The sequence below is a fragment of the Nocardia sp. Tas62D01 genome, assembly GCF_055232035.1.
Genome location: NZ_JBUYUZ010000001.1, coordinates 2,133,179 through 2,158,763, shown reverse-complemented (window position 1 = coordinate 2,158,763; position 25,585 = coordinate 2,133,179). Strand labels below are relative to the sequence as shown.

The following is a 25,585-nucleotide window of genomic DNA, read 5'->3' as shown; positions in this document are numbered from 1 at the left end:
CTGACGTGTCACCGCGTGGCCGGGTCAGCAGTCTGCTACCCGATTTCCCTTGGGACACCATTGCTTCCGTGAAAGCGAAGGCGGCGGCGCATCCCGGCGGGATCGTCGATCTCTCGGTCGGCACCCCGGTCGATCCGGTGGATCCGCTGATCCGCGCCGCGCTGAGTTCGGTGGCCGAGGTGCCCGGCTACCCGACCACGCATGGCACGCCGGAGCTGCGGGCGGCGGCGGTCGACGCGCTCGAGCGGCGCTTCGGGATCACCGGCGTCGATCCGGCGGCCGTGCTGCCCGCGATCGGCACGAAGGAACTGATCGCCGGATTGCCGAGGCTGCTCGGCCTCGGCAGCGGTGATCTGGTCGTCATTCCTGAGGTCGCGTACCCGACGTACGAGGTGGGCGGGCTGCTGGCCGGTGCGCGGATCGCCAGGGCGGACGGTCTGACCCAATTGGGTCCACAGTCGCCCGCGCTGATCTATGTGAACTCTCCGTCCAACCCGACCGGCCGCGTGCTCGGTGTCGATCACCTGCGCAAAGTGGTGGCATTCGCCCGCGAGCGCGGCGCGATCGTCGCCTCGGACGAGTGCTACCTCGGCCTGACCTGGGAGGGGCACGCCGTCTCCATTCTCGACCCCGAGGTCTGCGACGGCGACCACACCGGCCTGCTCGCGATCCACTCGCTGTCCAAGACCTCCAACCTGGCCAGCTACCGCGCCGGTTTCGTCGCGGGCGATCCCGAACTGGTCGCCGAACTGCTCGAGGTGCGCAAGCACGCCGGGATGATGGTGCCGTTCCCGATCCAGGCCGCGATGACCGCCGCCCTCGGCGACGACACGCACGAGGCGCAGCAACGCGAGCGCTACCGCGCGCGCCGCGAGATATTGCGAAAGGCGTTGCAGGCGGCCGGTTTCCGGATCGATCACTCGGAGGCGGGCCTCTACCTGTGGTCCACCCGCGGCGAGAACTGCCGTACCACGCTGGAATGGCTGGCCCACCGTGGCATCCTCGCCGCACCAGGCGACTTCTACGGCCCGTCGAGCACCGAGCATGTGCGCATCGCGCTCACCGCGACCGATGAGCGGATTGCCGCCACGGCGCGGCGACTGAGCGACAACTGACAGTTCGGCGACACCTGCGAACCGGTCGGCGGGAGCAGATCCTTGCTGAGCCTTCGGTAGGGCGCGGCTACCACGTGACCGCGGCAACGGCGTTAGCCTGGTTTATGGACGCTGTCACGGTTGTCCCCACCCCCGGCAATGAGCCGGTGCACTCCTACGCACCGGGCAGTCGCGAGCGGGAATTGTTGGTTACCAAGCTTGCCGAGATCTCCGCCGAATCCGTCGATATTCCGCTGGTCGTCGGCGGCAAACATCGGCCGGGCATCGGCGAGCGGCACAATATCGTCGCGCCGCACCGGCACAGAAAGGTGCTGGGGACCTATACCGACACCACGCATTCGGAAGCGCAGGACGCCATCGATACCGCGATGGCGGCGGCGCCCGGCTGGCGGACGCTGCCGTTCGACGAGCGGGCGGCCATCTTCCTGCGGGCGGCCGACCTGCTGGCCGGGCCGTGGCGGGAGACAGTGGCCGCCGCGACCATGCTCGGGCAGTCGAAGACGGCCCAGCAGGCCGAGATCGACGCGCCGTGCGAACTGGTGGATTTCTGGCGATTCAATGTGGCGTTCGCGCGGGGAATCCTGGAGCAGCAGCCGGAGTCGAGTGCCGGAGTCTGGAACCGCCTCGACTATCGACCGCTGGAGGGGTTCGTCTACGCGATCACGCCGTTCAACTTCACCGCGATCGCCGGGAACCTGCCCACCGCACCCGCGTTGATGGGCAATACCGTGGTGTGGAAGCCGTCGCCGACGCAGACGCTGTCGGCGTTCTACACGATGCGGCTGCTGGAGGCGGCGGGTTTGCCGCCCGGTGTGATCAATATGGTGACCGGCGACGGCGTAGAGCTATCGGAGGTGGCGCTGGCCGATCCCCGGCTGGCGGGCATCCATTTCACCGGCTCCACCACGACATTCCAGTTCCTCTGGGGACAGGTCGGCGCCAATATCGGCCGCTACCACGGGTATCCGCGGTTGGTGGGCGAGACCGGCGGCAAGGACTTTATCGTCGCGCACCCGTCCGCCGACCCGGATGCCTTGCGTGCCGCGCTGATTCGCGGTGCCTACGAATATCAGGGCCAGAAGTGTTCGGCCGCATCGCGCGCCTACATCGCGCGATCGGTGTGGCGAACCATGGGCGACGATTTCCTGAATCTGACCAGGGAACTGAGCTACGGCGATGTGACCGATCTGTCGAATTTCGGCGGGGCACTGATCGATCGACGCGCCTACGACAAGAACGTGGCCGCCATCGAGCGAGCCAGGGCGGCGGGCATCGCGATCCCGGCGGGCGGCGAATACGATGACAGCGAAGGGTGGTTCGTGCGGCCGACCGTGCTGCTGGTGGATGATCCGCACGACGAGTCCTTCGCCACCGAGTATTTCGGACCCATCCTGTCGGTGCACGTCTACGACGATGCCGAACCGGGCGCCTACACCGCCGTGCTCGCCGAGGTGGAATCGGCGGCGCCCTACGCGCTGACCGGCGCGGTGTTCGCACAGGACCGCCACGCCGTCGAACAGGCCACCGCCGCATTGCGATTCGCGGCGGGCAACTTCTACATCAACGACAAGCCCACCGGTGCGGTGGTCGGCCAACAGCCCTTCGGCGGCGCCAGAGCCTCCGGCACCGACGACAAGGCGGGGTCGCCGCTGAACCTGCTGCGCTGGGCCTCGCCACGCACGATCAAGGAGACGTTCGTACCGCCGACGGATTACCGGTATCCGCACATGGGGGAAGCGTGATGAACTGCAGTTGTCCGGCCGCACGCCTTTGTCGCCGGGCTGGGGCGGCGTGATGAATCCGCTGAGACCTGTCATCCTCGCCGCGGCGGGGTCGCCGCGGATGAAGAAGGCGCTCACCGGAATTCCGGTTACCGCGAGCATCGTGCGGCGCTTCGTCGCGGGCGAGACCCGCGACGAGCTCACTCCGGTGGTGCGCGAATTGCTCGCCAGCGGCCGGACGGTCAGTGTCGACTTCCTCGGTGAGAACACCACCGATCGTGCGCAGGCGGATGCCACACTGGCGGAATATCTTTCGCTGATCAACGACCTGGCAGCGCTGAATGATGTTGTGGCGACGCTGAACGACGCGGCAGAGCAGGGTGGCGCGGCGGCGCGGGTGGAGGTGTCGGTAAAGCTGTCCGCGCTCGGGCAGGCGGTGCCGGAGAGCGGACCCGCGATCGCCACTGAGAACCTGCACATCCTGTGCACCAAGGCCGCTCAGGCGGGCGTGTGGGTCACCGTCGACGCGGAGGATCACACCACCACCGATGCCACGCTGGCGACGATCCGCGAGGTGCGGGCCGAATTCCCCCGGCTCGGTGCGGTATTGCAGGCATACCTGCGCCGCACCGAGGCGGACTGTCGCGAGCTGTCCGGCGGCGAATCGCGAATCCGGTTGTGCAAGGGCGCCTATCGCGAACCGCATGCCGTCGCCTTCCAGCGCGCGTCCGAGGTGACCGATTCCTACCTGCGCTGCCTGGAGATCCTGATGCGCGGGTCGGGTTATCCGATGGTGGCCTCGCACGATCCGGTCCTCATTGCCGCGGGCGAGTGCCTTGCCGCCGAAACCGGCAGGGGCGCGGACCGATTCGAGCACCAGATGCTCTACGGGATCCGCGACGTCGAGCAGTTGCGTCTGGCCACCGCGGGCAATGCGATGCGGGTGTACGTGCCGTACGGCAGTCAGTGGTACGGGTATCTCACCCGGCGTCTCGCGGAGCGCCCGGCGAATTTGACGTTCTTCCTGCGTGCTCTGGTCAGCAAATCCTGACCCGACACCGCCGTATTACACCAGCGGCTTGCCGAGGCGATGGCGCCTGCGCATGTCGTACAGGAAGGCATTCATCGGAAAGAGCCTGGCCTGCTTGGGAAGTCGGCTGTGCGCGGCGCCGATGACGCGCAGCAGCAGGTTCGCGAACCGATCCTGGCGAGGGCTCCAGGTCATGCGCATCTCGTCGCGCAGGTGCTGCGGCAGCAGGCTGGTGACGAAGAACCGCTGCACCGGGGCGAAGACGCGCAGCGGCCGGGCGACCATCTTCAGGTCGATGAGATGGTCGAAGTAGGCGCGGGTGCGTGCATCGATGGTCTTGGTGGCCAGGTTGGTGTTCCAGTACTCCTCGAATGCCTTCCGGTCGGCGGGCCACATCTCCGGCCGCATCTGCAGGGTGGTGCCGAATCGGGCGGCGTACTGGTAGAACACCGCCGCGGTGTCCTCGTCCAGCGGGCCGTGCAGCCGTTCCTCCAGATCGACGACGCCCCAGTACAGGCAGGCCGCCACCCACAGCTGCAACTTCGGGTCGAAAGCGTTGTACTCGACCGCGTCACCGGGCTTCGAGTGCACCGGTCGGTGCGACTGGTTGACTGCTTCCCGATAGACCGCTTTGTTCTGCTCGGTGCCCATCATCGCGACCGCCAGATATGTGAGCGTGGTGCGCAACCGCTTCCAGGGGTGCAGATCCACCCGGCCGGTCTCGACGGTGCTCTCTAGCACGCCGTAGGCCACGGGCTTCAGGCTCAGCTGCATGATGACGTTGGCAGTGCCGCCGAGGAAGGCCGCGACACCGCTCCAGAACTCCTCGATGGCGAAGTCGTCCGCTGTGCCGTAGCGACAGGTGATTGCCGGTCCGTGCGTCGTTGCGCGAAGGGGCGCGGTCATCGGCGGCCTCGTCTTTCCAGTGAGAAGATTGCATTTTCACCTTCTCATTGACTCGTTGGTATGTCAATCGGGCGGTATCGCCGCTCTGGACCAGCGGTTAGCTCAGTCGCATACGCCGCCGCAGGTCGAACATGTAGGCGTCTCATCGACCGGAACGTGTGTCAATCGACACGTACGGGCCAGCCGGTCGATGACTCTATGCAATGCTCGAGTTGTCATCGTTTCGGCGAGGTGGATAGGAACGGACATGGCGCGATTTGCCAGGCTGCTGCCGCTGTTGCGCAGCGCGAGGCCCGAAGACCGTAATCAGACCCGAGTGCTCGACGCGGCGCTGTTGGCGTTCCTCGACTTCGGCATCAAGCGCACCAGCATGGTCGAGGTCGCGCGCCGCTGCGGGCTCTCGCTTGCCACGCTCTACCGGCGCTTCGCCAGCAAGTCCGATCTCATCCAGGCTGTCGGGATGCGGCAGGCGCGGCAGTTCATCGACGAGGTCGACGCCACGCTGCAGCGGCAGGTCGATAATGACGCCAGCGCCGAGGATCAGATCGTCGAACTGTTCGTTGCCTTCCTGAATGGCTTGCGCGGCAACAAGTTACTGGATCGGTTGCTCAAGACCGAGCCGGAGATCGTGCTGCCCTACCTCACCGTCAAGGGCGCTCCTGTCATCGAGCTCGGTCGCGACTACCTGGCCGAATTCATTACTCGGTTGCAGGCGGAAGGGAAACTGCCGGAATACGATTCGGAACCGCTCGCGGAGATGATCGCGCGCACCGCGGTATCGCTGGCTCTAACGCCGCAGACCGTCATTCCGCTTGGCGACGACGCCAAGTCGCGACAGTTCGCGCGCGATCACGTGGTCGTCTCGTTCCGGGTTTGCTAGCGGGCCTGTCACACCGGCTGCAGGCCGAGTCGTCGCCGGACGCACAGTCGGCCAGGTAGAAGTTGATCGGAAACAGCTCGGCCTGCTTCGGCATTCGTGCCGATACTGTACCGAGGGGTGCGCAGGAATCCGGCGAGTTTTCGATCCTCGCGTGCGGTCCAGGTCATGCCCATCTCGGCGCGTAGCCGTTCGGGTAGCAGACCGGTGACCACAAATCGGTGCAATCTGGCGAAGGGCAGCCGGGCGGGCAGTGGCAGCATTTTCAGGTCGATCAGGTCGTTGAAGTAATCGCGCACCGCGTTCTCGTCGTTGAGAAAGATGTGAATCAACATTCTCACTCCCTCATAGGGGTGTCAACCGGCACCGGATCGGTTCATCGAGCTGTGTCGGCGTGATCGGCACCGGCGAGTCGGTAGCCAGCGTGGCTGCGTCGCGCATCGCCGAAGTAGCGTGAGCGAATGTCGTCCGGTGCGCCAATGCTGCTTTCTTCCCTGAACCCGCTCGCGGTCGCCGCCGGGGCGGACATCCCCGACGCGGTCACCATCGACGGGGTGACGCTCTCGCGCAGCGATTTGCTCGGCGCCGCGACCTCGGTGGCAGAACGCATAGCCCGCGCGGACCGGGTGGCCGTGCTGGCCAGGCCGACCGTCAGCACCGTGCTCGCGGTGGTCGGCTGCCTGATCGCGGGGGTCACCGTGGTGCCGGTGCCGCCGGACTCCGGGACCGCCGAACTCGAGCACATCCTCGGCGATTCGGCTGCACAGGCATGGCTGGGCGAGGCGCCCGCGGAGACGAACCTGCCGGTGGTGCCGGTGCGGGTGCATGCCCGCTCCTGGCACAGCTACGCCGAACCCGAGCCTGCCGCACCGGCATTCGTGCTCTACACATCCGGGACGACCGGTCCGCCCAAGGGCGTTGTGCTGAGCCGCGGCGCTATCGCCGCCGGGCTCGACGCGCTCGCCGACGCCTGGGCCTGGACGGCGGACGACATACTGGTGCACGGGCTGCCGCTGTTCCATGTGCACGGTCTGATCCTCGGCGTGCTCGGTCCGCTGCGGGTGGGCAGCCCATTGATCCACACCGGCAAGCCGACCCCGCAGGCGTATGCGGCCGCGGCGGGCACGCTCTATTTCGGGGTGCCGACGGTGTGGTCGCGCGTCGCCGAAGATACCTCTGCTGCACGGCAATTGGCCACGGCCCGACTGCTGGTCTCCGGCAGTGCGCCACTGCCGGTGCCGGTATTCGAGCGGCTGCGTGAGCTCACCGGCCAGGCGCCGGTCGAGCGCTACGGGATGAGTGAAACCATGATCACGCTGTCCACTCGTGCGGACGGTGAGCGGCGACCCGGCTGGGTCGGTGTCCCGGTCGCGGGCGTGCAGACCCGGATTCGTGATGAATCCGGTACACCGGTTCCGCACGACGGCGACAGCATCGGCGGCCTCCAGGTGCGGGGACCGATGGTGTTCGACGGCTACCACAACCGCCCCGACGCGACGGCCGAATGCTGGACCGACGACGGCTGGTTCAAGACCGGTGACGTGGCCGCCATCGACGCCGACGGCTTCCACCGCATCGTCGGTCGGGAATCGGTCGACCTCATCAAATCCGGCGGATACCGCATCGGCGCAGGCGAAGTGGAGACCGCGCTGCTCGGACACCCCGAGGTCGCGGAGGTAGCGGTGGTCGGACTGCCCGACGCCGACCTCGGCCAGCGCATCGTCGCCTATGTCGTATTACGTGGCGAGGCAACCGATTCCATCGAGAAGAACCTCATCGAGCATGTCGCCGAGCAACTTTCGGTGCACAAGCGTCCGCGCGAGGTCCGCGTGGTGGATTCACTGCCCCGCAACGCCATGGGCAAGGTGCAGAAGAAGCTGCTCGGCTGAGCGAGCTCGCCGAAGTCCGCGGCACCGCGGAGGCATTGACCGACGTGAAGACCTACCTCACCGGTGAGATCAGCGAACTGATCCGCATCCACCCGGAGCGGATTATCGCCTTCGGTCTCGCCGAATCGGCCTCGTAGTAGACGGCGGGGCCGGACCGCGGTCAGTCGTTGGCGTGCAGGGCGGCGTTGAGTTCGATGCCGGTGCCCTTGCGCAGCACCACTTCCACCGCCCCGGTGAGCGAGTTGCGGCGGAAGAGCAGGTTGTTCTGCCCGGCCAGTTCCGATGCCTTCACAACGGTGCCGTCCGGGGTGCTGACCTTGGTGCCCGCGGTCAGGTACAGGCCCGCCTCGAGCACGCAGTCGTCGCCGAGCGGGATGCCGAGGCCGGCGTTGGCGCCGAGCAGGGAGCGCTCACCGACTGAGATGACGGTCGTGCCGCCGCCGGACAGGGTGCCCATGATGGACGCGCCGCCGCCGATGTCGGAGCCGTCGCCGACCACCACTCCCGCGGAGATGCGGCCCTCGACCATCGAGTTGCCCAGAGTCCCGGCATTGAAGTTCACGAAGCCCTCGTGCATGACCGTGGTGCCCGAGGCCAGGTGCGCGCCGAGCCGGACCCGGTCGGCGTCGCCGATGCGCACGCCCGACGGCAGCACGTAATCCACCATCCGCGGGAACTTGTCTACGCTGTAGACGGTGACCGGACCGCGGGCGCGCAGCTTGGCGCGGGTCACCTCGAAGCCCTCCACCGCCGCTGGGCCGCAATTGGTCCACACGACATTGCTGAGCAGGCTGAACTGGCCGTCCAGGCTCACGCTGTGCGGGCGCATCAGCCGATGCGAGAGCAGGTGCAGGCGCAGGTAGACATCGTGCGCGTCGACGGGTGCGGCGGACAGATCGGCGATCGTGGTCTGTACCGCGATCACATCGACGCCGCGGGCGTCGTCGAAGCCGACCAGGCCCGCGAGCTCGTCGGGAGCCTGGTCCAGCCGCTTGGTGCCGGTCTCGGTGAACTCGCCCAGTCGCGGGTTCGGGTACCAGGTGTCCAGGACGGTCCCGTCCGAGGTCACGTTGGCGATACCGACTGCTGTTGCTCCCTGAATGCTCACGTCAAGAGAGAATACCGACTGCGACCGCCCAGCAGGACGCCACGTCGATGACCTCGAGCCCAGCAGGCACGCACCGCGGACTTAGGCTGACACGATGACCTTCGACCTGCGCGCCGACCCGATCCAGCTCACCGCCGCCCTTGTCGACATCGAGAGTGTCTCCCGCGATGAGGAGCCGATAGCCGACCTCGTCGAGCGGGCGTTGCGCGAGCAGACGGTCGGCTTCGAGGTGCTGCGGCACAAGAATGTGGTGCTCGCTCGCACCGACCGGGGGCTGCCGACGCGGGTGATCCTGGCCGGGCACCTGGACACCGTGCCCATCGCCGACAACGTGCCGAGCCGGTTCGAGGTGGAGGGCGGGGAGCAGGTGCTCTACGGCTGCGGCACCGTCGACATGAAGTCGGGTGACGCGGTGTTCCTGCATCTGGCCGCGACCGTCGCCGAACCCGTGCACGATCTGACGTTGATCTTCTACGACTGCGAGGAAATCGCCGCCGAATTCAACGGACTCGGCCGCATCGAACGCGAGCTGCCGCAGTGGCTGGCGGGCGATCTGGCGATTCTGGGCGAACCGTCCGGCGGCTGGATCGAGGCGGGTTGCCAAGGCACGCTACGTGTTCGGCTGACCACCTCGGGCGTGCGCGCGCATTCGGCGCGGGCGTGGCTGGGCGACAACGCCATTCACCGGCTCGCGCCGGTCCTGCAGCGACTCACCGACTACAAGGCACGTGAGGTCGATATCGACGGCTGTATCTATCGGGAGGGGCTGTCCGCGGTCCGGGTCGCCGGTGGCGTGGCGGGCAATGTCGTCCCCGACGCCGCCGAGGTCGACGTCAACTTCCGCTTCGCACCCGACCGCACCGTCGACCAGGCGGTCGACCACGTGCGCGAGGTGTTCGCCGGTCTCGAGCTGAGTTTCGAGGTGACCGACTCCGCGCCGGGCGCGCTGCCCGGCCTGACCGCCCCGGCCGCGAAGAACCTCCTCGCCTCGGTGAACAGCCACGGTGGTGGCGGCGTGCGCGCCAAATACGGCTGGACCGATGTTTCCCGCTTCGCCGCGCGCGGCATCCCGGCGGTGAACTTCGGCCCTGGCGACCCCAACCTGGCGCACAAGCGAGAGGAGCATGTGCCGGTCGCCCAGATCACTGCGGTCACCGCCATGCTGCGCACCTATCTCACCGGCGCCGTCTGATCGGAACCAAGGTAGCGACCTGCACTCGGTTACGGCCCGGTAGCGTGGCACCCATGTCCACCGAAGCCGCCGATGACGAGGTTGCCAGCACGCCGAAGTCGACCCCCAAATTCCGCGGACCGATAATGTTTCGCCGCGACCGCAAGCCCGGTGGCACCGCAGATCAGAATCTGTTGGACCGGCACGGACCGAGCGACTGGGTGCACACCGACCCGTGGCGGGTGCTGCGCATCCAGGCCGAGTTCGTCGAGGGCTTCGGTGCGCTCGCCGAGGTGCCGCGCGCGGTCACCGTGTTCGGTTCCGCGCGCACCCAACCCGGCCATCCGGAATACCACGCCGCCATGGCCATCGGCGGTGCGCTGGCACAGGCCGGGTTCGCGGTGATCACCGGCGGCGGGCCCGGCGTGATGGAGGCGACCAACCGTGGCGCCTCGGAGGCGGGTGGATATTCGATAGGCCTCGGCATCGAGCTGCCGTTCGAGCAGAGCCTCAACGAGTGGGTCGACCTCGGTATCAACTTCCGCTACTTCTTCGCCCGCAAGACGATGTTCGTGAAGTACTCGCAGGCATTCGTCTGCCTGCCCGGCGGTTTCGGCACCCTCGACGAGCTGTTCGAGGCGCTCACCCTGGTGCAGACCCACAAGATCACCCGCTTCCCGATTATCCTGTTCGGCACCAAATATTGGGCGGGACTGGTGGATTGGCTGCGCGATTCACTCGGTGGCTCGGGCAAGATTTCGCCGGGAGACCTCGGTCTGCTGCATGTGACCGACAGCGTCGAGGAGGTCTGCGACATCGTGCTCGGTGCGGTGGAGGCGGGCGGCGCCAAGGACGCGATCGGGACGGAGGACCAGTGGTGAGGGAGTCGGTGTATTCCGTATGCGTCTACTGCTCGGCCAGCACCGCCGACCCGGCCCACATTGCCCTGGCCGCGCGCGTTGGCACCGAGATCGCCAGGCGCGGTTGGCAATTGGTTTCCGGCGGCGGCCACGTCTCGATGATGGGCGCGGTGGCCACCGCGGTGCGGGCGGGCGGCGCGAAGACCATCGGCGTGATCCCGAAGCACCTGGTGCACAGAGAGGTCGCGGATGTCGACGCCGACGAACTCGTCGTCACCGACACCATGCGCCAACGCAAGCAGACCATGGAGGATCGCGCCGACGCCTTCCTGACACTGCCCGGCGGCATCGGCACCCTCGAAGAATTCTTCGAGACCTGGACCGGCGGTTATCTCGGCCAGCACGACAAGCCGGTGGTGGTGCTCGACCCCGTTGGCTTCTATGACGGCCTGTTCCGGTGGCTGGACGAACTGTACGACCGAAAGTTCGTGTCCGACTTCGCCAGGGATCGAATCACCGTCGCCACCGATCTGCAGTCGGCCTTCGCGGCGCTGGAACCCCTTGCGGCGCTGGATGACAGCGCCACCCCGGACGAGGAGAATTGACTGCGTGAGCACCGATGCCCGCCCGACGGTCAGCCTGTTGGATATCGCACGAGGACTGCCGGGCATGGCCCTCGACGCTCCGTCGATGCTGCGTAGCGCCCGCGGCATGCTGGTCGGGCCGGGCGACAAGTCCTCGGTCGGGTTGTATTTCCAGCGCAACGCGCACCGGTATCCGGACCGGCTGTTCCTGCGGTTCGAGGGCAAGACCTTCAGCTACGGCGACGCCAACGCGGAGGTGAACCGGTACGCGAGCGTGCTCGCACAGCGGGGCGTACAGCGCGGCGACGTGGTCGGCGTGCTGATGACCAACCGGCCAGAGACCATGTTCGTGGTGCTGGCCACGGTGAAACTCGGCGCGACCGTCGGACTGCTCAACCACAATCAGTGCGACACCGTGCTTGCGCACAGCGTCGGACTGCTCGACAGCGTGCTGAACGTGGTCGGCGAGGAATGCCGGGAGGCGTTGGACTCGCTTGCCGAGCCGCTTGCCGATGTGCTCTACGCGCAGGATCTGGACAACGCCGCCCGGGATGCGAACGCCGCCGATCCGCCGGTGTGTGCGGAGATCACCGCGCGGGAGCGGGCCTTCCTGGTCTTCACCTCCGGCACCACCGGGCTGCCCAAGGCCAGCGTGATGACGCACCTGCGCTGGACCAAGAGCATGGCCGGACTCGGTGGACTCGGAATTCGCTTGCACGGCACCGACACTCTCTACTGCTGCCTGCCGCTCTACCACAACAATGCGCTGACCGTCGCGCTGTCGTCGGTGCTGGCCGCGGGCGGCACTTTCGCGCTCGGCCGGAAATTCTCCGCGTCCGGATTCTGGGACGAGGTCATCCGGGAGAAAGCCACCGCATTCATCTATATCGGTGAACTGTGCCGGTACCTGCTCAACCAGCCTGCCAAGCCGGTGGAGCGCCAGCACAAGATCCGGCTCGCCGTTGGCAATGGTCTGCGGCCGGAACTGTGGGATGAATTCAAGAACCGTTTCGGCATCGACCGCATCGTAGAGTTCTACGGCGCCAGCGAGGTGAATATCGCCTTCGTCAATGCGTTCGGGGTCGACCGCACCGCCGGATTCGGGCCGCTGCCGTACGCGATCGTCGAATACGACGATGCCACCGGAAAGGCCAAGCGCGGCAACGACGGTCGGCTGCGGCGGGTGCCTTCCGGCGGAGTCGGGCTGCTGCTGGCCGAGGTCACCAGTCGCTCACCGGCCGACGGCTACACCGACAAGGCCGCCTCCGAGGCCAAGCTGGTACGCGACGGTTTCACCGACGGCGACGTCTGGTTCGACACCGGCGACCTGGTCCGCGATCAGGGCTGGCACCACATCGCCTTCTTTGACCGACTCGGCGACACCTTCCGCTGGAAGGGCGAAAACGTCGCCACCACCGAGGTCGAGGGCGCGTTGGCGCAGGCAGACGCGATCTCACAGGCCGTGGTCTACGGCGTAGACATTCCCGGTACCGACGGCAAAGCGGGCATGGGAGCGGTGACGCTGTATCCCGAGGCCGAATTCGATGGGCACGCGCTCGCCGCGCAGGTCTATGCGCAGTTGCCCGGATACGCGGTGCCACTGTTCGTCCGGGTGGTGCCCGAACTGGAGCAGACCTCCACCTTCAAGAGCCACAAGGTGGAACTGCGCAAGCAGGGTTACGAGCCGAACGACGACAGCTCGCTCTACGTGCTGGCAGGCCGATCGGAAGGCTATGTGCCCGCCTACGACAACTACGCCGCCGATGTCGCGGCAGGCCGCGCACCCAAGAACTGACGGAGACCCCGCTGGTTCCGGTGATGGCGGGACCTAGCGAGCTCAGCGGCGTTGATACTTCCCAATCTCGCGCTCGGGGTGTTCGGGTCGGTGTCTCGATGCGCCCGCACCGGGTACTGGTTGCAACACGAGTCGGTACAGTCGGAGCCATGTTCAGCCCCACCGCAGCGCCGCTTCCGACTTTGTGCGGCAGGCCGGTGGCGACGGATCGCGCGCTGGTGATGGCGATCGTCAATCGCACTCCTGACTCTTTCTACGACAAGGGCGCGACGTTCACCGACGCGGCGGCCATGGACGCTGTCGCGCGGGCCGTCGACGAAGGCGCTGATCTGGTCGATATAGGTGGGGTCAAGGCGGGTCCGGGTGCGATGGTCAACCCGACCGAAGAGGCCGGGCGGGTGGTCCCGTTCGTGGCGGCGATCCGGGACAAGTACCCCGAGCTACTCATCAGCATCGACACTTGGCGTGCCGAGGTGGCAGCGGCCGCGGTGGACGCGGGCGCGGATCTGATCAACGACACCTGGGCGGGCGCCGATCCGGATCTGGTCTGGATGGCCGCGGATCTGGATGCCGGAATCGTGTGCAGCCACACCGGCGGCGCGGTGCCGCGGACCCGGCCGCATCGGGTGCGCTACCCCGATGTGGTGGCCGAAGTGACCGATACCGTGGTGCAAGCCGCCGAGAATGCGGTTGCGGCAGGGGTGGGCAAGGATTCGATTTTGATCGATCCGACGCATGATTTCGGCAAGAACACCTATCACGGGCTCGAGTTGTTGCGGGGAATCGACGTTCTTGTAAATACCGGATGGCCAGTCTTGATGGCGCTCAGCAACAAGGATTTTATCGGGGAGACTCTAGGTGTCGGTCTTTCCGAACGGTTGGAGGGCACATTGGCAGCAACGGCATGGTCGGCCGCGGCCGGCGCCCGAGTCTTCCGAGTCCACGAGGTTGCCGAAACCCGGCGCGTAGTAGACATGATCGCCGCGATTCAGGGCATCCGGCCCCCCGCACGAACCTTGCGAGGTCTGGTATGAAAATCCAACACCGCGAGCCCGCCTGGGCGACGACCAATACATGGGACACACCCGATTGGACGGTCGACGAACTCGTCGCCGCCAAGGACGGGCGCACCGTTTCCGTGGTGCTGCCTGCATTGAACGAAGAACGCACCGTCGCCGACGTGGTGGCCAGCATCCGGCCGCTGCTCGGCACACTTGTCGACGAGTTGATAGTGCTGGACTCCGGATCGACGGATGCCACCGCCGAGCGCGCCACCGCCGCGGGCGCCGAGGTGATCAGTCGGGAGGAGGCCGTGCCCGAACTCGATCCGCAACCGGGCAAGGGCGAGGTGCTGTGGCGGTCGCTGGCCGTGACCAGCGGTGACCTCATCGCCTTCGTCGACTCCGACCTGATCGACCCGGATCCGGCCTTCGTGCCGAAGCTGCTCGGTCCGCTGCTGATGGTCGACGACATGCATCTGGTCAAGGCCTACTACCGCAGGCCGCTGCGCCAGGGCTCCGCGGTCGACGCACACGGCGGCGGCCGCGTCACCGAGCTCGTCGCTCGACCGCTGCTGGCCGCATTGCGTCCGGAACTGTCCGACGTGCTGCAGCCGCTGGGCGGCGAATACGCGGGCACCCGCGACCTGCTGACCTCGGTGCCGTTCGCGCCCGGCTACGGCGTGGAAATCGGGCTGCTGCTCGACACCTACGATCGCCTCGGTCTGTCCGCGATCGGCCAGGTTAACCTGGGTGTCCGGACCCACCGCAACCGCCCGCTCGCCGACCTCGGCGTGATGAGCCGCCAGATCATCGGGACCGTGCTCGGTCGTAGCGGGGTGCAGGACTCCGGTGCCGCGCTCACCCAGTTCCCGCTGATCGGCGACGCCTTCACCGCACACAGCACCGCGGTGTCGCTCGCCGACCGTCCACCGATGAACACGCTGCGACCCGCTCGCGCAGCGGCGTGACCGGTCGCCGGGGAACCACCACGCTGCCACGTACATGCTCTGGTCGTGCTGAGCTGGTTCCTCGGTGCCGTTGTCGTCCGCGTCGGCCTCGACCGGCATCGAGCATCCAGCTGTAGTCGATCAGTGGTGGATGGGTCCGTCGAGCGGGCGGGCGGATCCGCGACCGCGTTCGGCCAAGATCTGGGCGGCGATGGAGATCGCGGTCTCGTCGGGGTGCGGGCGCCGGTGCGGCACCCCTTCGGCGGCGGTCAGGATCTCGATGACCAGTGCTTCGGCGGAACCCGTGCACTGCACCGAACTCGTGCCGGGCGCCGAGCTGATGGCCGCGGTGATCTCGGTGGCGGGGACCGCAGAATGCGTCGGCCGCAGCGGTCAGGGGCCTTCGACTCTGCGTCTCATGGCGGATATCGAGGACCTTGGCTCGTGGTCGTGGCGGTAGACGGGGGTGAGGAGTTCGGCTTCCTGTGGCTCACCGGTCGCGCGGTCGTAGCGGACGGCGACGAGCACGGAGAACAGGTGGGCGGCCGAGCGCTCGTGCAGGGTGGCAAGCCGGGTGGCGAGCAAACGGATGGCACCCAGTGAACCCGGCGGATGCAGGCCGTCGATGATCAGAACGGTGCCACGCCCGTCGGGACGGGGTAGGCGGGCCAGATAGGCGATGTCGTGTGGTTCGGGACCGCCGGGCCGGTACACCCGCCGGGCCGCGCGGTCCTCGATGCCGCGGCGGGCATCGCCTGCCCTGGCCACCGCGCGACGCAGCCGCGGATCGGCCGTGATCAGCTGGCGCACGCTGGGGGACAATTCGGGACCGCCGAGCACGATCAACCCGTCCCGGTTCAGATCGATCGGCCTGCCCGGCAGGAAATGCTCGACCGTGGCGGTGAAGCCTAACTCGTGCAGCAACTCGACGAGCCGCTGCGCCGCCGCGGGATCCGGAGCGCCGAGCACCCGGCCGCTGCGCACCTCCGGGGCGAGCACGGTGAGCGACCCGTGCCCGAAGAACAGACCCTCGGGCGCGGGGCCCTGGGTACTCACCTGATGGATCCGGGCGCGGGAAAGTCCCGCCGCCGCACCGATTCTTGCGAAGGTCCAGCCTTCGGCGTGCAGCTCCCTGATCACCGCACGGCGGATCCTGGTGAGTTCGTTGACGGTCTGCTGCGCCGCCGCCACCCCGTCGGTGGCTGCCTTCAATCGCTCGACCTTGTCTTCGATCGCGAAAACGCGCGCCACGTCATCGGCCGACATGTGCGAAGTCTAGACATCTGGACACGACCCGGTGTCTAGCCTGCTTGACAAGAGGCGGGCTTTTCAGGTCGCGTCGATGTCGATCGGGGGACGTTCGTTGCGCTCCAAGGGCTTTTCCAGCTTGGGCATCGGGTACTCGGGCATCCCGCCGCTGCTGCCCAACAGGTCCTTCTTGTCCGGCACCGCGCTCTCCAAATCGCGGAACAACGAATCGTCGCCATTGAGAAGGTGTTTGGTCACCATCGAACGCGGCGACATCTGGCGCAGCTCGTTCAGATCGGCCAGCGGCTTGCGCAGTTCATCGAATTCCGGGCCGAGCTCCTGCTGCAGCTGCTGGGTGGCGCCACTGGCGTAGTCACGCACTTGGCGCAGGCTGCGCGTAGTCCAGCGAACCGCGCCGGGCAGTCGCTCCGGGCCGAGGATCACGAGGGCGGCGACGAGCAGGATGACCATCTCGCTCCAGCCGATGTTGCTGAACACAGGTCTAGGCTACCTGGGTATCCCTGCCCAGCTCAGTCGGATTCCAGCGTGACCGGCACGTCAACCTGCCTGCCGTCGCGGATCAACTGCACGTTCACCGTCTGGCCGATCTTGCTGGACTGCACCGCGACGACCAGCTCGTCCGGACCGGTCACCTCGCGGTCGCCGATCTTCACGATCACATCGTTCTCGACGATCCCGGCCTTCGCCGCCGGACCGTTGGGCGTGACATCGGCGACGGCGGCGCCGCTCATCACGTCGTTGGCAACCTGCTTGGTGCGGGCGCTGAGCCCGATCATCGGATGGTGCATCTGACCGTCGCGGATGAGGGTCTGGGCCACCTCGGCCATCATGTCAACCGGAATGGCGAAGCCGAGACCGACCGAGCCGCCGGTCTCGCTGCGGATCGCGGAATTGATGCCGATGACCCGGCCCTCCATGTCGACCAGCGCGCCACCGGAGTTACCCGGGTTGATCGACGCGTCGGTCTGCACTGCATCGATCACAGCCTTGGTGTCGCTGCCCTCGCCGGACAGCGCGACCGGGCGGTGCATCGCACTGACGATGCCGGAGGTGACGGTCTTGCTCAGGCCGAGCGGCGAACCGATCGCCAGCACCTCGTCGCCCACCTGGACGTCCTTGGACTTGCCCAAATTGGCCACGGTGAGATTCTTCACATCGACCTTGAGCACCGCCAGGTCTGTCTTCGGGTCGCGTCCGACGATGTGCGCGGGCACCCGGGTGCCGTCGGAGAAGGTCACCTGGATGGCCGCGCGATTCGACTTGTCCTGCGCCGCCATCGAAATCACGTGATTGTTCGTCGCGACATAGCCCGCGCCGTCGATCACCACGCCGGAACCGGTCGCGCCGTTGTCGCCGACGGTGACCCGGATCGACACCACCGCCGGCAGCACCGCGTTGGCGACCTTGGCGATCTGACTGTGCGGCCGCTCGATATCGGCGTTCTGCGCGAGGGCGACCTTGCGCGAGGTCAACGGCGCGGCGGCCTCGGCGGTCAGCCTGCCGGCCAAGCCGCCGAGCACGCCGATCGCGAGAGCGACCACGGCGAGCAGGACCAACGCCTTCGGCGCCACCCGGGAACCGAACAGCACCTCGCGGGCCGAGACCTTCTTCGCCTGCGGTAGCGGTCCGGGCTGCGGCGTGGACACGGCGGGCGGACCGAGGCGGGCGCCGGTCTCCGGATCGCGCCACGGGTCGACCGGACCGGCCACCGGGGCAGTCGGGTCCACCGCGGCGGGATCACGCTGCAGGATGTCGGTGGAACCCTCGGGACGCCCGAATGCCTCGGCCAGCACGGCGTCCGGCGGGCGGTTCTGCACATCCGGGCCGAGTTGCGCTGCAGCGGATCCGTTCTGGGGTGTCGCGGGCCCGGCGAACGAGCCGGTCAGGCCCGAGGGGCGGCGGAAGGCCCGCGCGGTATGCGTGTCGACATGGGGTCGATAGACCGGGCGCGGCCCGAGCACGGGCGCGTCCGACGGCCTCAGGTTCCCCCGGTTGGCCGCCGAATCCGGGGTGTCGGCCGATCTGCTGTTCGTCGATTCGGTGGTCACTCGCCAAACTCTACTTGCGCCACCACGTTGTCCACCGGGTCGCGGTGAACGAATCGGTCAAAAAGCCGAAGACAGCCTCATTGCGCGGGGTCCCGGTGGTGGGCCGTGCCGAGGCGCTCGTCGCGCCGCCCGGCAGTTCGGCCAGCGGAATACGCGTCAGGCTGTCATGCAGGCCGATGGGGATGGAGACGTGACCGCCCTGGCGCAGCGCAATACGCGCCTGCTGCTGCGCATCGACCTCCGCCGCGCATTCCGGGCAGAGGGAAAGGTGTTGAGCGGCCCGCAAATAAGCATTCATCCGTAGCTCGCCGTCGACATAGGCCGCGATTGCCTCGCTGGCCAGATGTTCGGTGGGGCGAAAACGCGGCTGCCTGGCATTCGAGCTGCCTGGCACCCCGTGCGGCGAAAGACCTGACGTGCTGGAGTCGCCACTCATTCGGTGCTCATCCTTCCGACATCATCCAATGCTCGGGTGACGTCGGCACCCGACAAATCACCCTATGTTCGCGTCAGCGGTGAACTGCTGCTCACTTCCATTATGCGCAAGGTAGTCGCGCAGTGCCTGACGGCCGCGGTGGATCCGGCTGCGCACGGTGCCGAGCTTGACCCCGAGGGTCGCGCCGATCTCCTCGTAGGAGAGGCCCTCGATGTCACACAACACGACCGCGGCGCGGAATTCCGGAGCCAGCGAGTCCAGCGCGGACTGCAGGCCGGGGTCCAGCCGGGCATCGTGATATGCCTGCTCCGGGCTGGGACCCTCGGCGGGCACCCGGTCGTAATCCTCCGGCAGCGCCTCCATCCGGATCCGGTTGCGCCTGCGCACCATGTCCAGGAACAGGTTCGTGGTAATGCGGTGCAACCAGCCCTCGAAGGTGCCAGGCTGGTAGTTCGACAGCGAGCGGAACACCCGGATGAAGGTCTCCTGGGTAAGATCATCGGCGTCTTGGGCGTCGCCGGAGAGACGGTAGGCCAGCCGGTATACCCGGTCGGCATGTTCACGGACCAGTTCGTCCCAGGACGGCATCACCGATCGGTCGCCCGTGGCATCGAACGCAGCGGTACCGCTCAGCTCGTTCATGGACTCTGCTGCCGTCTCGGCTTCGATCGGCAGTACTGGCTGGGTGGCGTAATCACGCGCCGCATCGACCATGTGGATGGAGCTACCTCCTACTCGGGACCGTGAGCTCTGGGACTCGGCGCCGATCCGTATCCGCGGATCTTTGCTGACAGTTACAACCGACAACGTGTATGTCGTTGTTCCCGCGTCCCGCACCGGGCGGTCAGCTGGTCTTGCGTAGAGCTCACTCTTCTTTGTTCCGATATGCCGGGGATATGGAGACCCTGAGGGACACCTGAGAATCTGAAGCCGGGCTCCCCGAGCCTGTCTCTCGAATCGGTTATCGCTTCTTATGACGCCGTTGTTGCCACGAACGAAGGACATAAACGCGTGCGGCCGAATCGGTGTCGGCACTTCGGGCATGGGCCTGCCGCACAACATTCGACGCACTCACTCGTGTGCTGAAAACGCGGGGAGGCGGACTCGCGGGATAGCCTGCTTACGTGGCATCGAACTTGGAGCGAAATCTCTCCTACGTGGAGGAATCCGTCGTGGAGGACGAAGTTCTCGTCAGTGCGCGTGAACGGGCCACCGAACTCGGTGCGGCGCCGGTGCCGCCGTCGGTCGGCGCCCTGTTGAGCATCTACGCACAGCTGCTCGGCGCGCGGACGGTGGTCGAGGTGGGTACCGGGGCGGGCATCAGCGGGCTGTGGCTGCTGGATGGGATGCGCGAGGACGGCACGCTGACCACCATTGATTCTGAGCCCGAACACCAGCGTGCCGCCAAGGAGGCGTTCCGTGCCGCCGAGATTCCGCCCGCCCGCACCCGGCTGATCAACGGACGCGCCCTCGATGTGCTGCCCCGCCTCGCCGACGGCGCCTACGACCTGGTGTTCATCGATGCCGCGCCGCTCGAGCATCCGCAGTACGTCACCCAGGCCGTGCGCCTGCTGCGTGCGGGCGGCGCCATCCTGCTGCACAATGCGCTGCTCGGCGGTCGCGTCCCCGATACGACCCAGCGCGACGCGGCCACCCAGGCCGTGCGCGCGGCCACCAGGGCGATCGCCGAGGACCCGGAACTCACCAGCGTGCTGATTCCGGTCGGTGACGGTCTGCTCTGCGCCTCGCGCGGATAGTTTCGCCGGGGGGCCTGATTCCACCGTCCGATGACGGGTACCCGATCGCGTGCAAGGCCGCGACACAGCGCGGTCCCGAAAGCGGTAGAGGTACAACCATGTTGGAACGTGGATCGCAGATCCTCGAAGTCGGCCAGTGCCGCGCCCCGCTCACGGCACGGGCGCCCGTGGGCGCTCGCACAGTCGGCCGACCAGTGCGCGGGCACGGGGCCACTGCCTGGCGATCGCGCTGAGTTGACGGACCTCGTCGAGCAGATCGCGGGCCGCGGGCAGGCGTAGGACGCCGGTACCCTCGGGCCTGCACTTGCGGATGTCCAGCGCGGCTAGACCCAGACGCCCTTGCCGACGGTGACTACGCCGCCGTGGCTCACGGCGAAGCGTTCGCGGTCGCGATCGGTGTCCACGCCGATGATTTCGCCCTCGCCGACGACCACGTTCTTGTCCAGGATGGCGCGGCGGACCACGGCGCCGCGACCGATGCGCACGCCGGGCATGAGCACGCTGCCCTCGATGGTGGCGCTCTCGTCGACCATGACATTGGAGCTGAGCACCGAGTTGCGAACGGTGGCGGCCGACAGGATGGAACCCGAGCCGATGATGCATTCCTGCGCCAAGCCACCCTGCGCGAACTTCGCGGGCGGCAGGTTTTCCGCGGCGCCGCGAATCGGCCAGTGCTTGTTGTAGAGGTTGAACACCGGATGCACCGACACCAGATCCATGTGCGCCTCGTAAAAGGCGTCGATGGTGCCGACGTCGCGCCAGTAGCCGCGGTCGCGGTCGGTGGCGCCGGGAACGTCGTTGTCGGCGAAGTCGTAGACGGCGGCCTCGCCCGCGGCAACCAGCGACGGGATGATGTCGCCGCCCATGTCGTGGTCGGAGTCGGCGCTGTCGGCGTCCGCGCGGATCGTATCCACCAGGACCTTCGTGGTGAACACGTAGTTGCCCATGGACGCGAAGGTCACGTTCGGGTCGTCGGGCGTGCCGGGGGGATGCGCGGGCTTTTCCAGGAACTGGGTGATACGCCCGGACTCGTCGGAGTCGATGCAGCCGAAGGCTCTCGCCTCGCTGCGCGGCACCCGGATGCCCGCCACGGTGACGCCCGCGCCGGAATCGATGTGCGCCGCGAGCATCTGCTCGGGATCCATCCGGTAGACATGGTCGGCGCCGAAAACCACGATGTAATCGGGATCCTCGTCGTAGATCAGGTTCAGCGACTGCATGATCGCGTCCGCGCTGCCGGTGTACCAGCGCGGACCGAGCCGCTGCTGGGCAGGCACCGGCGTGATGTATTCACCGCCGAAACCCGATAGTCGCCAGGTCTGCGAGATATGCCGGTCGAGCGAATGCGATTTGTACTGCGTGAGTACACACAATCGCAGGAAGCCCGCATTGACCAGGTTGCTCAGCACGAAGTCGATGAGCCGGTAGGCGCCACCGAAGGGGACTGCCGGCTTGGCCCGATCCGCGGTGAGTGGAAATAGGCGCTTCCCCTCGCCACCGGCGAGCACGATCCCGAGTACGTGCGGCTGGCTCCTCACAATGCCCAAACTACCGTGTAGTACGGGCGCGAGTGGCCTCTGTGGATATGAACGTCTACTTTGAACCGGTGAGCTTGGGCACGGACGGCGGGGGATCGGCGGAATCCGGCGGTACCGGCGGAAGGGAGCACAGCGCTGAGCGCCGGGAGCACAGCGCCGAGCACGACAGGCTTCGCGTCGCCATGTTGACTCGCGAATATCCACCCGAGGTCTACGGCGGGGCGGGCGTGCACATCACCCAGCTGGCTGCACAGTTGCGGCAGTTGTGCGAGGTGACCGTGCATTGCATGGGCGTACCGCGCACGGATGCCGTGGTGCACCAACCGGATCCGATGCTCTATGCCGCCAACGCCGCGCTGCAGATGATCTCGGCCCAGCTGCGCATGGCCGATGCCGCCGGGCAGGTGGACGTGGTGCATTCGCACACCTGGTATACCGGGCTGGCCGGGCACCTCGCCGCCACGCTCTATGGGATTCCTCACGTGTTGACCGCGCATTCGCTGGAGCCGCGGCGGCCGTGGAAGGCCGAACAGCTCGGCGGCGGCTATCGGCTGTCCTCGTGGTCGGAACGCAACGCCGTCGAACACGCCGACGCCATCATCGCGGTGAGCAGGGGCATGCGCCACGATGTTCTCGACGCCTACCCGGCGATCGACCCGGATCGGGTTCATGTGGTGCGCAACGGCATCGACGCTACCGTGTGGCATGCTGGTCCGCCCGCCGTGGACTCCCGCCAGATCCTGACCGAGCTCAGGGTGCGCACCGATCGGCCGATCGTGGCCTTCGTCGGTCGGATCACCCGACAGAAGGGCGTCGGGCACCTGCTCGCCGCGGCGAGGAACGTCGATCCCAATATCCAACTGGTGCTGTGCGCCGGTGCGGCCGACACCAGGGAGCTCGAGCAGGAGGTGTCCGCGGCGGTCGGCGAGCTGCAGCGCACTCGCGGCAATGTGTTCTGGGTGCAGGAGATGCTGCCGACCGAGCAGATCCGGCAGATCCTGGCCGCCGCCACGGTATTCGTCTGTCCCTCGGTCTACGAGCCACTGGGCATCGTGAACCTGGAGGCGATGGCGTGCGCGACCGCGGTCGTCGCCTCCGATGTCGGTGGTATCCCGGAGGTCGTCGCCGACGGCGCGACCGGTCGGCTGGTGCACTACGACGCGGGCGCGGGCGAACAATACGAGCGAGAACTGGCGGTGGCCGTGAACGAGGTCGCCGGTAACCCCGTGCTGGCCGCGGAATTCGGCGCCGCCGGCCGGGCGCGGGCGATCGCCGAATTCGATTGGTCACAGGTCGCGGCCCGCACGGTTCAGGTCTACGAACAGGTCCGCAATCTCTGACGCCGAGCCGGTCCCCGTTCTCAGTTCGACGGTGCCCGATAGGTGGACACCAGTACCGACGCGGTGACGTCGGCAACCTCCGGTATGGCGGCCAGCCGCGAATCCTCGGACAGTTCCGCATGGTGTGCGGATGGGCCCATTACCACGACATTCCGCACATCGGCACGGGCGAGCCGCATCGAATACTCGACGACGGTACGGTCCACGCTCTCGAAATGGCCGGACATCGCCTCGGCCAAGCGCCGATCCTTGTCCGGGTCCACACTCACCATGCCGAGCGGTCCGATCAGCTCGGCCAGATGTCGTTCGGTGGGGGTGGCAACGACGAACAGACCGTCCGTCGCGAGCGCCCTGGCCACCTCGCTGGGATTGCGTGGCGCGAACACCGAGAGCACCCGGCTCAGCGCGCCGTCCCGGATCGGCAGTCCGCGCCAGGCGTCGGCAAGCACAGATGCGGCGCGCGGATGCGCACGGGCGCCGCGCCGCGCCGCGGGCTTGGCCACGTCCAACGCGATCCCGCGAGCGTCCGGCGCGGCGACGAGCACCCCGTTGAGGTAATAGCCAGTGCCTGCACCGACCTCCAACACGGTGGCGGGCGCGTCGTCGCCCGAGGTAACGGCCGCGGCGACCGCAGTGGCGATCGGCGCGAAATGTCCTCCGCCCTGGAATGCGGCACGCGCGTCGAGCATCGCCGCGGTATCACCGGTCATCTTGGTCGACGCGCCAGTCAACAGACTGACGTAACCCTGTCGGGCAACGTCGAAACTGTGCCCGGTTCCGCAGCGCAAAACCCGATCCTGAAATTCGAATCCCAGGCCACATTCCGGGCAGGCCAACAGACCGGCCACATCAGCAAGTGCCGAGCGACTAGCTGGTGACACTCTTCAGTTCGTCACCGAGCGCTGCTGCCTCATCCGGCGTGAGTTCAACGACCAAACGCCCGCCACCCTCGAGTGGAACCCGCATGACGATTCCACGCCCTTCCTTGGTTGCTTCGAGGGGACCGTCCCCGGTGCGGGGCTTCATGGCCGCCATCCTCTGCTCCCTCCAGATCTGCGCGATATGCTGCGCACTTTCTTGGAACTCCAGTTGTCACCAACAGGCGAGCTCGCCGGCATTTGGCGAGCTACACCGGTCCTATTCTTCCCTATCGCCGGAGTGGACGGATACCTGAGTTCGAAATGTGACCGCTGGGTCGGTGTTGGGCAGGTCACCTCAGACCCAGCAATCGGCCAGGTGATCGTCGACCATTCCGGTCGCCTGCATCAGTGCGTAGGCGGTTGTCGGGCCGACGAAACGGAATCCTCGTCGCTTCAATTCTTTTGCCAGAGCAATGGATTCGGGCGTGGTCGCGGGTACGTCGCCGACCGCGCGCGGGCGCGGGCGCGGCGGTGGCGCGAACGACCAGATCAACTCGTCGAGGCCGCTGTCGAGGTTGCGAGCAACCCGGGCGTTGGCAATCGCGGCGTCGATCTTCAATCGGTTGCGCACGATGCCGGGATCGGCGAGCAGCCGGGCCACATCGGCGTCGCCGAACTCGGCCACCCGGTCGATCGCGAACCCGGCAAATGCGGTGCGGAAGGCGGGCCGCTTGCGCAGGATGGTGATCCAGGCCAGCCCCGATTGGAACGCCTCGAGGCACAGCCGCTCGAACATGGCGTCGTCGCCGTGCTGCGGCTTGCCCCATTCGAGATCGTGATAGTCGCGGTAGAGCTGGGATGCCTCCGACCACGGGCAGCGGATCCGGCCATCGGTCGCCACAGCGTCGACCGCGGTCGTCTCAGCGGTCACTTCGGCTCGGGCGCGACCGACGCCTGCCGTGCGACGCTGCGCGCCTCGGCCAGCTGTAGCTGCAGCTCGTCGATCCTGGCGGCCAGCCGGGTCAGCGCCCAGTCCACCTCGCCCGCCTTGTAGCCACGAACCACCTGCTGGAACCGCAGCGCCCGCACATCGGCGCCGCTGATCCCCTCGGTGGGCAGCACGGTCGCCGTCGTTCCCTCCGGTAGTGGGCCGAGCTCCTCCGACCGCCCGAAGACCGCACTGGCGACCAGAAACAGCACCGCGGCGACCAAGCCGACGATCAGCACATACAACAGCAGCGTGAGCATGCCTACGAGCTTATTGGGCCGCACCGACACCGGGCACGGCTCACCCCGCGGAAATCAGTCTTTTGTCGCGACGACTGATTTCGCA

General features: G+C 67.1%; 27 protein-coding genes. 13 read left to right on the top strand and 14 right to left on the bottom strand.

Annotated elements, in window-relative coordinates; translation table 11 throughout:
• Nucleotides 1-5: 5 nt before the first annotated feature.
• The 3 genes from dapC to ACV7NQ_RS10555 all read left to right on the top strand — a co-directional run bounded on the left by dapC (nucleotide 6) and on the right by ACV7NQ_RS10555 (nucleotide 3,887).
• Nucleotides 6-1,115 (top strand): succinyldiaminopimelate transaminase, encoded by a 1,110-nt coding sequence (dapC, locus tag ACV7NQ_RS10565; protein WP_463365614.1) that lies wholly within the window; start codon nucleotides 6-8, stop codon nucleotides 1,113-1,115.
• A 104-nt stretch (nucleotides 1,116-1,219) separates the two neighbouring features.
• Entirely contained in the window at nucleotides 1,220-2,857 is a 1,638-nt protein-coding gene (pruA, locus tag ACV7NQ_RS10560; protein WP_463359458.1) for an L-glutamate gamma-semialdehyde dehydrogenase, read from the top strand.
• Nucleotides 2,858-2,909: 52 nt separating this feature from the next.
• Nucleotides 2,910-3,887 carry a proline dehydrogenase family protein gene (locus ACV7NQ_RS10555; protein ID WP_463365613.1) on the top strand — a complete coding sequence of 326 codons (978 nt, stop codon included), beginning with the start codon at nucleotides 2,910-2,912 and terminating at the stop codon, nucleotides 3,885-3,887.
• Between the two features lie 15 nt (nucleotides 3,888-3,902).
• Here the strand turns inward: ACV7NQ_RS10555 and ACV7NQ_RS10550 are convergent, their stop codons facing one another.
• Nucleotides 3,903-4,772, bottom strand: coding sequence for an oxygenase MpaB family protein (locus ACV7NQ_RS10550; RefSeq protein WP_463359457.1), 870 nt, complete (start codon nucleotides 4,770-4,772; stop codon nucleotides 3,903-3,905).
• 247 nt (nucleotides 4,773-5,019) lie between these two features.
• Between ACV7NQ_RS10550 and ACV7NQ_RS10545 the strand changes: the two genes are divergently transcribed.
• Nucleotides 5,020-5,652, top strand: coding sequence for a TetR/AcrR family transcriptional regulator (locus ACV7NQ_RS10545; protein ID WP_463359456.1), 633 nt, complete (start codon nucleotides 5,020-5,022; stop codon nucleotides 5,650-5,652).
• Nucleotides 5,653-5,660: 8 nt separating this feature from the next.
• Here the strand turns inward: ACV7NQ_RS10545 and ACV7NQ_RS10540 are convergent, their stop codons facing one another.
• Nucleotides 5,661-5,984 carry an oxygenase MpaB family protein gene (locus ACV7NQ_RS10540; RefSeq protein ID WP_463359455.1) on the bottom strand — a complete coding sequence of 108 codons (324 nt, stop codon included), beginning with the start codon at nucleotides 5,982-5,984 and terminating at the stop codon, nucleotides 5,661-5,663.
• A 144-nt stretch (nucleotides 5,985-6,128) separates the two neighbouring features.
• Between ACV7NQ_RS10540 and ACV7NQ_RS10535 the strand changes: the two genes are divergently transcribed.
• The gene (locus ACV7NQ_RS10535) at nucleotides 6,129-7,538 is read left to right on the top strand and encodes an acyl-CoA synthetase (protein ID WP_463359454.1); all 1,410 of its coding nucleotides are present in this window, start codon (nucleotides 6,129-6,131) and stop codon (nucleotides 7,536-7,538) included.
• Nucleotides 7,539-7,698: 160 nt separating this feature from the next.
• On the opposite strand, the gene dapD is transcribed toward ACV7NQ_RS10535, so the two are convergent.
• Entirely contained in the window at nucleotides 7,699-8,646 is a 948-nt protein-coding gene (gene dapD, locus ACV7NQ_RS10530; RefSeq protein WP_463359453.1) for a 2,3,4,5-tetrahydropyridine-2,6-dicarboxylate N-succinyltransferase, read from the bottom strand.
• Nucleotides 8,647-8,740: 94 nt separating this feature from the next.
• On the opposite strand from dapD, the gene dapE reads away from it, so the two are divergent.
• From dapE to ACV7NQ_RS10500, 6 genes are all read left to right on the top strand, one after another.
• Nucleotides 8,741-9,838, top strand: coding sequence for a succinyl-diaminopimelate desuccinylase (dapE, locus tag ACV7NQ_RS10525; RefSeq protein ID WP_463359452.1), 1,098 nt, complete (start codon nucleotides 8,741-8,743; stop codon nucleotides 9,836-9,838).
• A 53-nt stretch (nucleotides 9,839-9,891) separates the two neighbouring features.
• Nucleotides 9,892-10,698, top strand: coding sequence for an LOG family protein (locus ACV7NQ_RS10520; RefSeq protein ID WP_463359451.1), 807 nt, complete (start codon nucleotides 9,892-9,894; stop codon nucleotides 10,696-10,698).
• Nucleotides 10,692-11,282 carry an LOG family protein gene (locus tag ACV7NQ_RS10515; RefSeq protein ID WP_463359450.1) on the top strand — a complete coding sequence of 197 codons (591 nt, stop codon included), beginning with the start codon at nucleotides 10,692-10,694 and terminating at the stop codon, nucleotides 11,280-11,282. Before ACV7NQ_RS10520 ends, ACV7NQ_RS10515 begins: the two co-directional genes overlap by 7 nt.
• Before the next feature lie 4 nt (nucleotides 11,283-11,286).
• Nucleotides 11,287-13,056, top strand: a complete 1,770-nt coding sequence (locus ACV7NQ_RS10510; protein ID WP_463359449.1) for a long-chain-acyl-CoA synthetase — start codon at nucleotides 11,287-11,289, stop codon at nucleotides 13,054-13,056.
• Nucleotides 13,057-13,205: 149 nt separating this feature from the next.
• Nucleotides 13,206-14,090, top strand: coding sequence for a dihydropteroate synthase (gene folP, locus ACV7NQ_RS10505; protein WP_463359448.1), 885 nt, complete (start codon nucleotides 13,206-13,208; stop codon nucleotides 14,088-14,090).
• On the top strand, nucleotides 14,087-15,025 hold the full coding sequence (locus ACV7NQ_RS10500) for a glucosyl-3-phosphoglycerate synthase (RefSeq protein WP_463359447.1): 939 nt from the start codon (nucleotides 14,087-14,089) through the stop codon (nucleotides 15,023-15,025). Before folP ends, ACV7NQ_RS10500 begins: the two co-directional genes overlap by 4 nt.
• Nucleotides 15,026-15,145: 120 nt before the next feature.
• On the opposite strand, the gene ACV7NQ_RS10495 is transcribed toward ACV7NQ_RS10500, so the two are convergent.
• The 6 genes from ACV7NQ_RS10495 to sigE form a co-directional block, all read right to left on the bottom strand.
• On the bottom strand, nucleotides 15,146-15,319 hold the full coding sequence (locus ACV7NQ_RS10495; protein ID WP_463366107.1) for a hypothetical protein: 174 nt from the start codon (nucleotides 15,317-15,319) through the stop codon (nucleotides 15,146-15,148).
• Nucleotides 15,320-15,397: 78 nt separating this feature from the next.
• On the bottom strand, nucleotides 15,398-16,270 hold the full coding sequence (locus ACV7NQ_RS10490) for a hypothetical protein (protein WP_463359446.1): 873 nt from the start codon (nucleotides 16,268-16,270) through the stop codon (nucleotides 15,398-15,400).
• Nucleotides 16,271-16,333: 63 nt separating this feature from the next.
• The gene (tatB, locus tag ACV7NQ_RS10485; RefSeq protein ID WP_463359445.1) at nucleotides 16,334-16,750 is read right to left on the bottom strand and encodes a Sec-independent protein translocase protein TatB; all 417 of its coding nucleotides are present in this window, start codon (nucleotides 16,748-16,750) and stop codon (nucleotides 16,334-16,336) included.
• A 32-nt stretch (nucleotides 16,751-16,782) separates the two neighbouring features.
• Nucleotides 16,783-18,321, bottom strand: a complete 1,539-nt coding sequence (locus ACV7NQ_RS10480) for a S1C family serine protease (RefSeq protein ID WP_463359444.1) — start codon at nucleotides 18,319-18,321, stop codon at nucleotides 16,783-16,785.
• A gap of 10 nt (nucleotides 18,322-18,331) precedes the next feature.
• Complete coding sequence (locus tag ACV7NQ_RS10475) at nucleotides 18,332-18,757, bottom strand: hypothetical protein (protein ID WP_463359443.1); 426 nt, start codon at nucleotides 18,755-18,757, stop codon at nucleotides 18,332-18,334.
• Nucleotides 18,758-18,814: 57 nt separating this feature from the next.
• Nucleotides 18,815-19,471: an RNA polymerase sigma factor SigE gene (gene sigE, locus ACV7NQ_RS10470; protein WP_463365612.1), complete on the bottom strand. Its 657-nt coding sequence runs from the start codon at nucleotides 19,469-19,471 to the stop codon at nucleotides 18,815-18,817.
• A gap of 410 nt (nucleotides 19,472-19,881) precedes the next feature.
• Between sigE and ACV7NQ_RS10465 the strand changes: the two genes are divergently transcribed.
• Nucleotides 19,882-20,514, top strand: a complete 633-nt coding sequence (locus tag ACV7NQ_RS10465) for an O-methyltransferase (protein WP_463359442.1) — start codon at nucleotides 19,882-19,884, stop codon at nucleotides 20,512-20,514.
• A 323-nt stretch (nucleotides 20,515-20,837) separates the two neighbouring features.
• On the opposite strand, the gene glgC is transcribed toward ACV7NQ_RS10465, so the two are convergent.
• On the bottom strand, nucleotides 20,838-22,052 hold the full coding sequence (gene glgC, locus ACV7NQ_RS10460; protein WP_463359441.1) for a glucose-1-phosphate adenylyltransferase: 1,215 nt from the start codon (nucleotides 22,050-22,052) through the stop codon (nucleotides 20,838-20,840).
• A 182-nt stretch (nucleotides 22,053-22,234) separates the two neighbouring features.
• Between glgC and glgA the strand changes: the two genes are divergently transcribed.
• Nucleotides 22,235-23,392 carry a glycogen synthase gene (glgA, locus tag ACV7NQ_RS10455; RefSeq protein WP_463365611.1) on the top strand — a complete coding sequence of 386 codons (1,158 nt, stop codon included), beginning with the start codon at nucleotides 22,235-22,237 and terminating at the stop codon, nucleotides 23,390-23,392.
• A 20-nt stretch (nucleotides 23,393-23,412) separates the two neighbouring features.
• On the opposite strand, the gene ACV7NQ_RS10450 is transcribed toward glgA, so the two are convergent.
• The 4 genes from ACV7NQ_RS10450 to ACV7NQ_RS10435 all read right to left on the bottom strand — a co-directional run bounded on the left by ACV7NQ_RS10450 (nucleotide 23,413) and on the right by ACV7NQ_RS10435 (nucleotide 25,500).
• Entirely contained in the window at nucleotides 23,413-24,240 is an 828-nt protein-coding gene (locus ACV7NQ_RS10450; protein WP_463365610.1) for a putative RNA methyltransferase, read from the bottom strand.
• 19 nt (nucleotides 24,241-24,259) lie between these two features.
• Complete coding sequence (locus tag ACV7NQ_RS10445) at nucleotides 24,260-24,427, bottom strand: DUF3117 domain-containing protein (protein ID WP_011211259.1); 168 nt, start codon at nucleotides 24,425-24,427, stop codon at nucleotides 24,260-24,262.
• Between the two features lie 180 nt (nucleotides 24,428-24,607).
• Nucleotides 24,608-25,183, bottom strand: coding sequence for a DNA-3-methyladenine glycosylase I (locus ACV7NQ_RS10440; RefSeq protein ID WP_463359440.1), 576 nt, complete (start codon nucleotides 25,181-25,183; stop codon nucleotides 24,608-24,610).
• Nucleotides 25,180-25,500: a DivIVA domain-containing protein gene (locus ACV7NQ_RS10435; protein WP_463359439.1), complete on the bottom strand. Its 321-nt coding sequence runs from the start codon at nucleotides 25,498-25,500 to the stop codon at nucleotides 25,180-25,182. The genes ACV7NQ_RS10440 and ACV7NQ_RS10435 overlap by 4 nt, the downstream gene beginning before the upstream one ends.
• Nucleotides 25,501-25,585 lie beyond the last annotated feature (85 nt).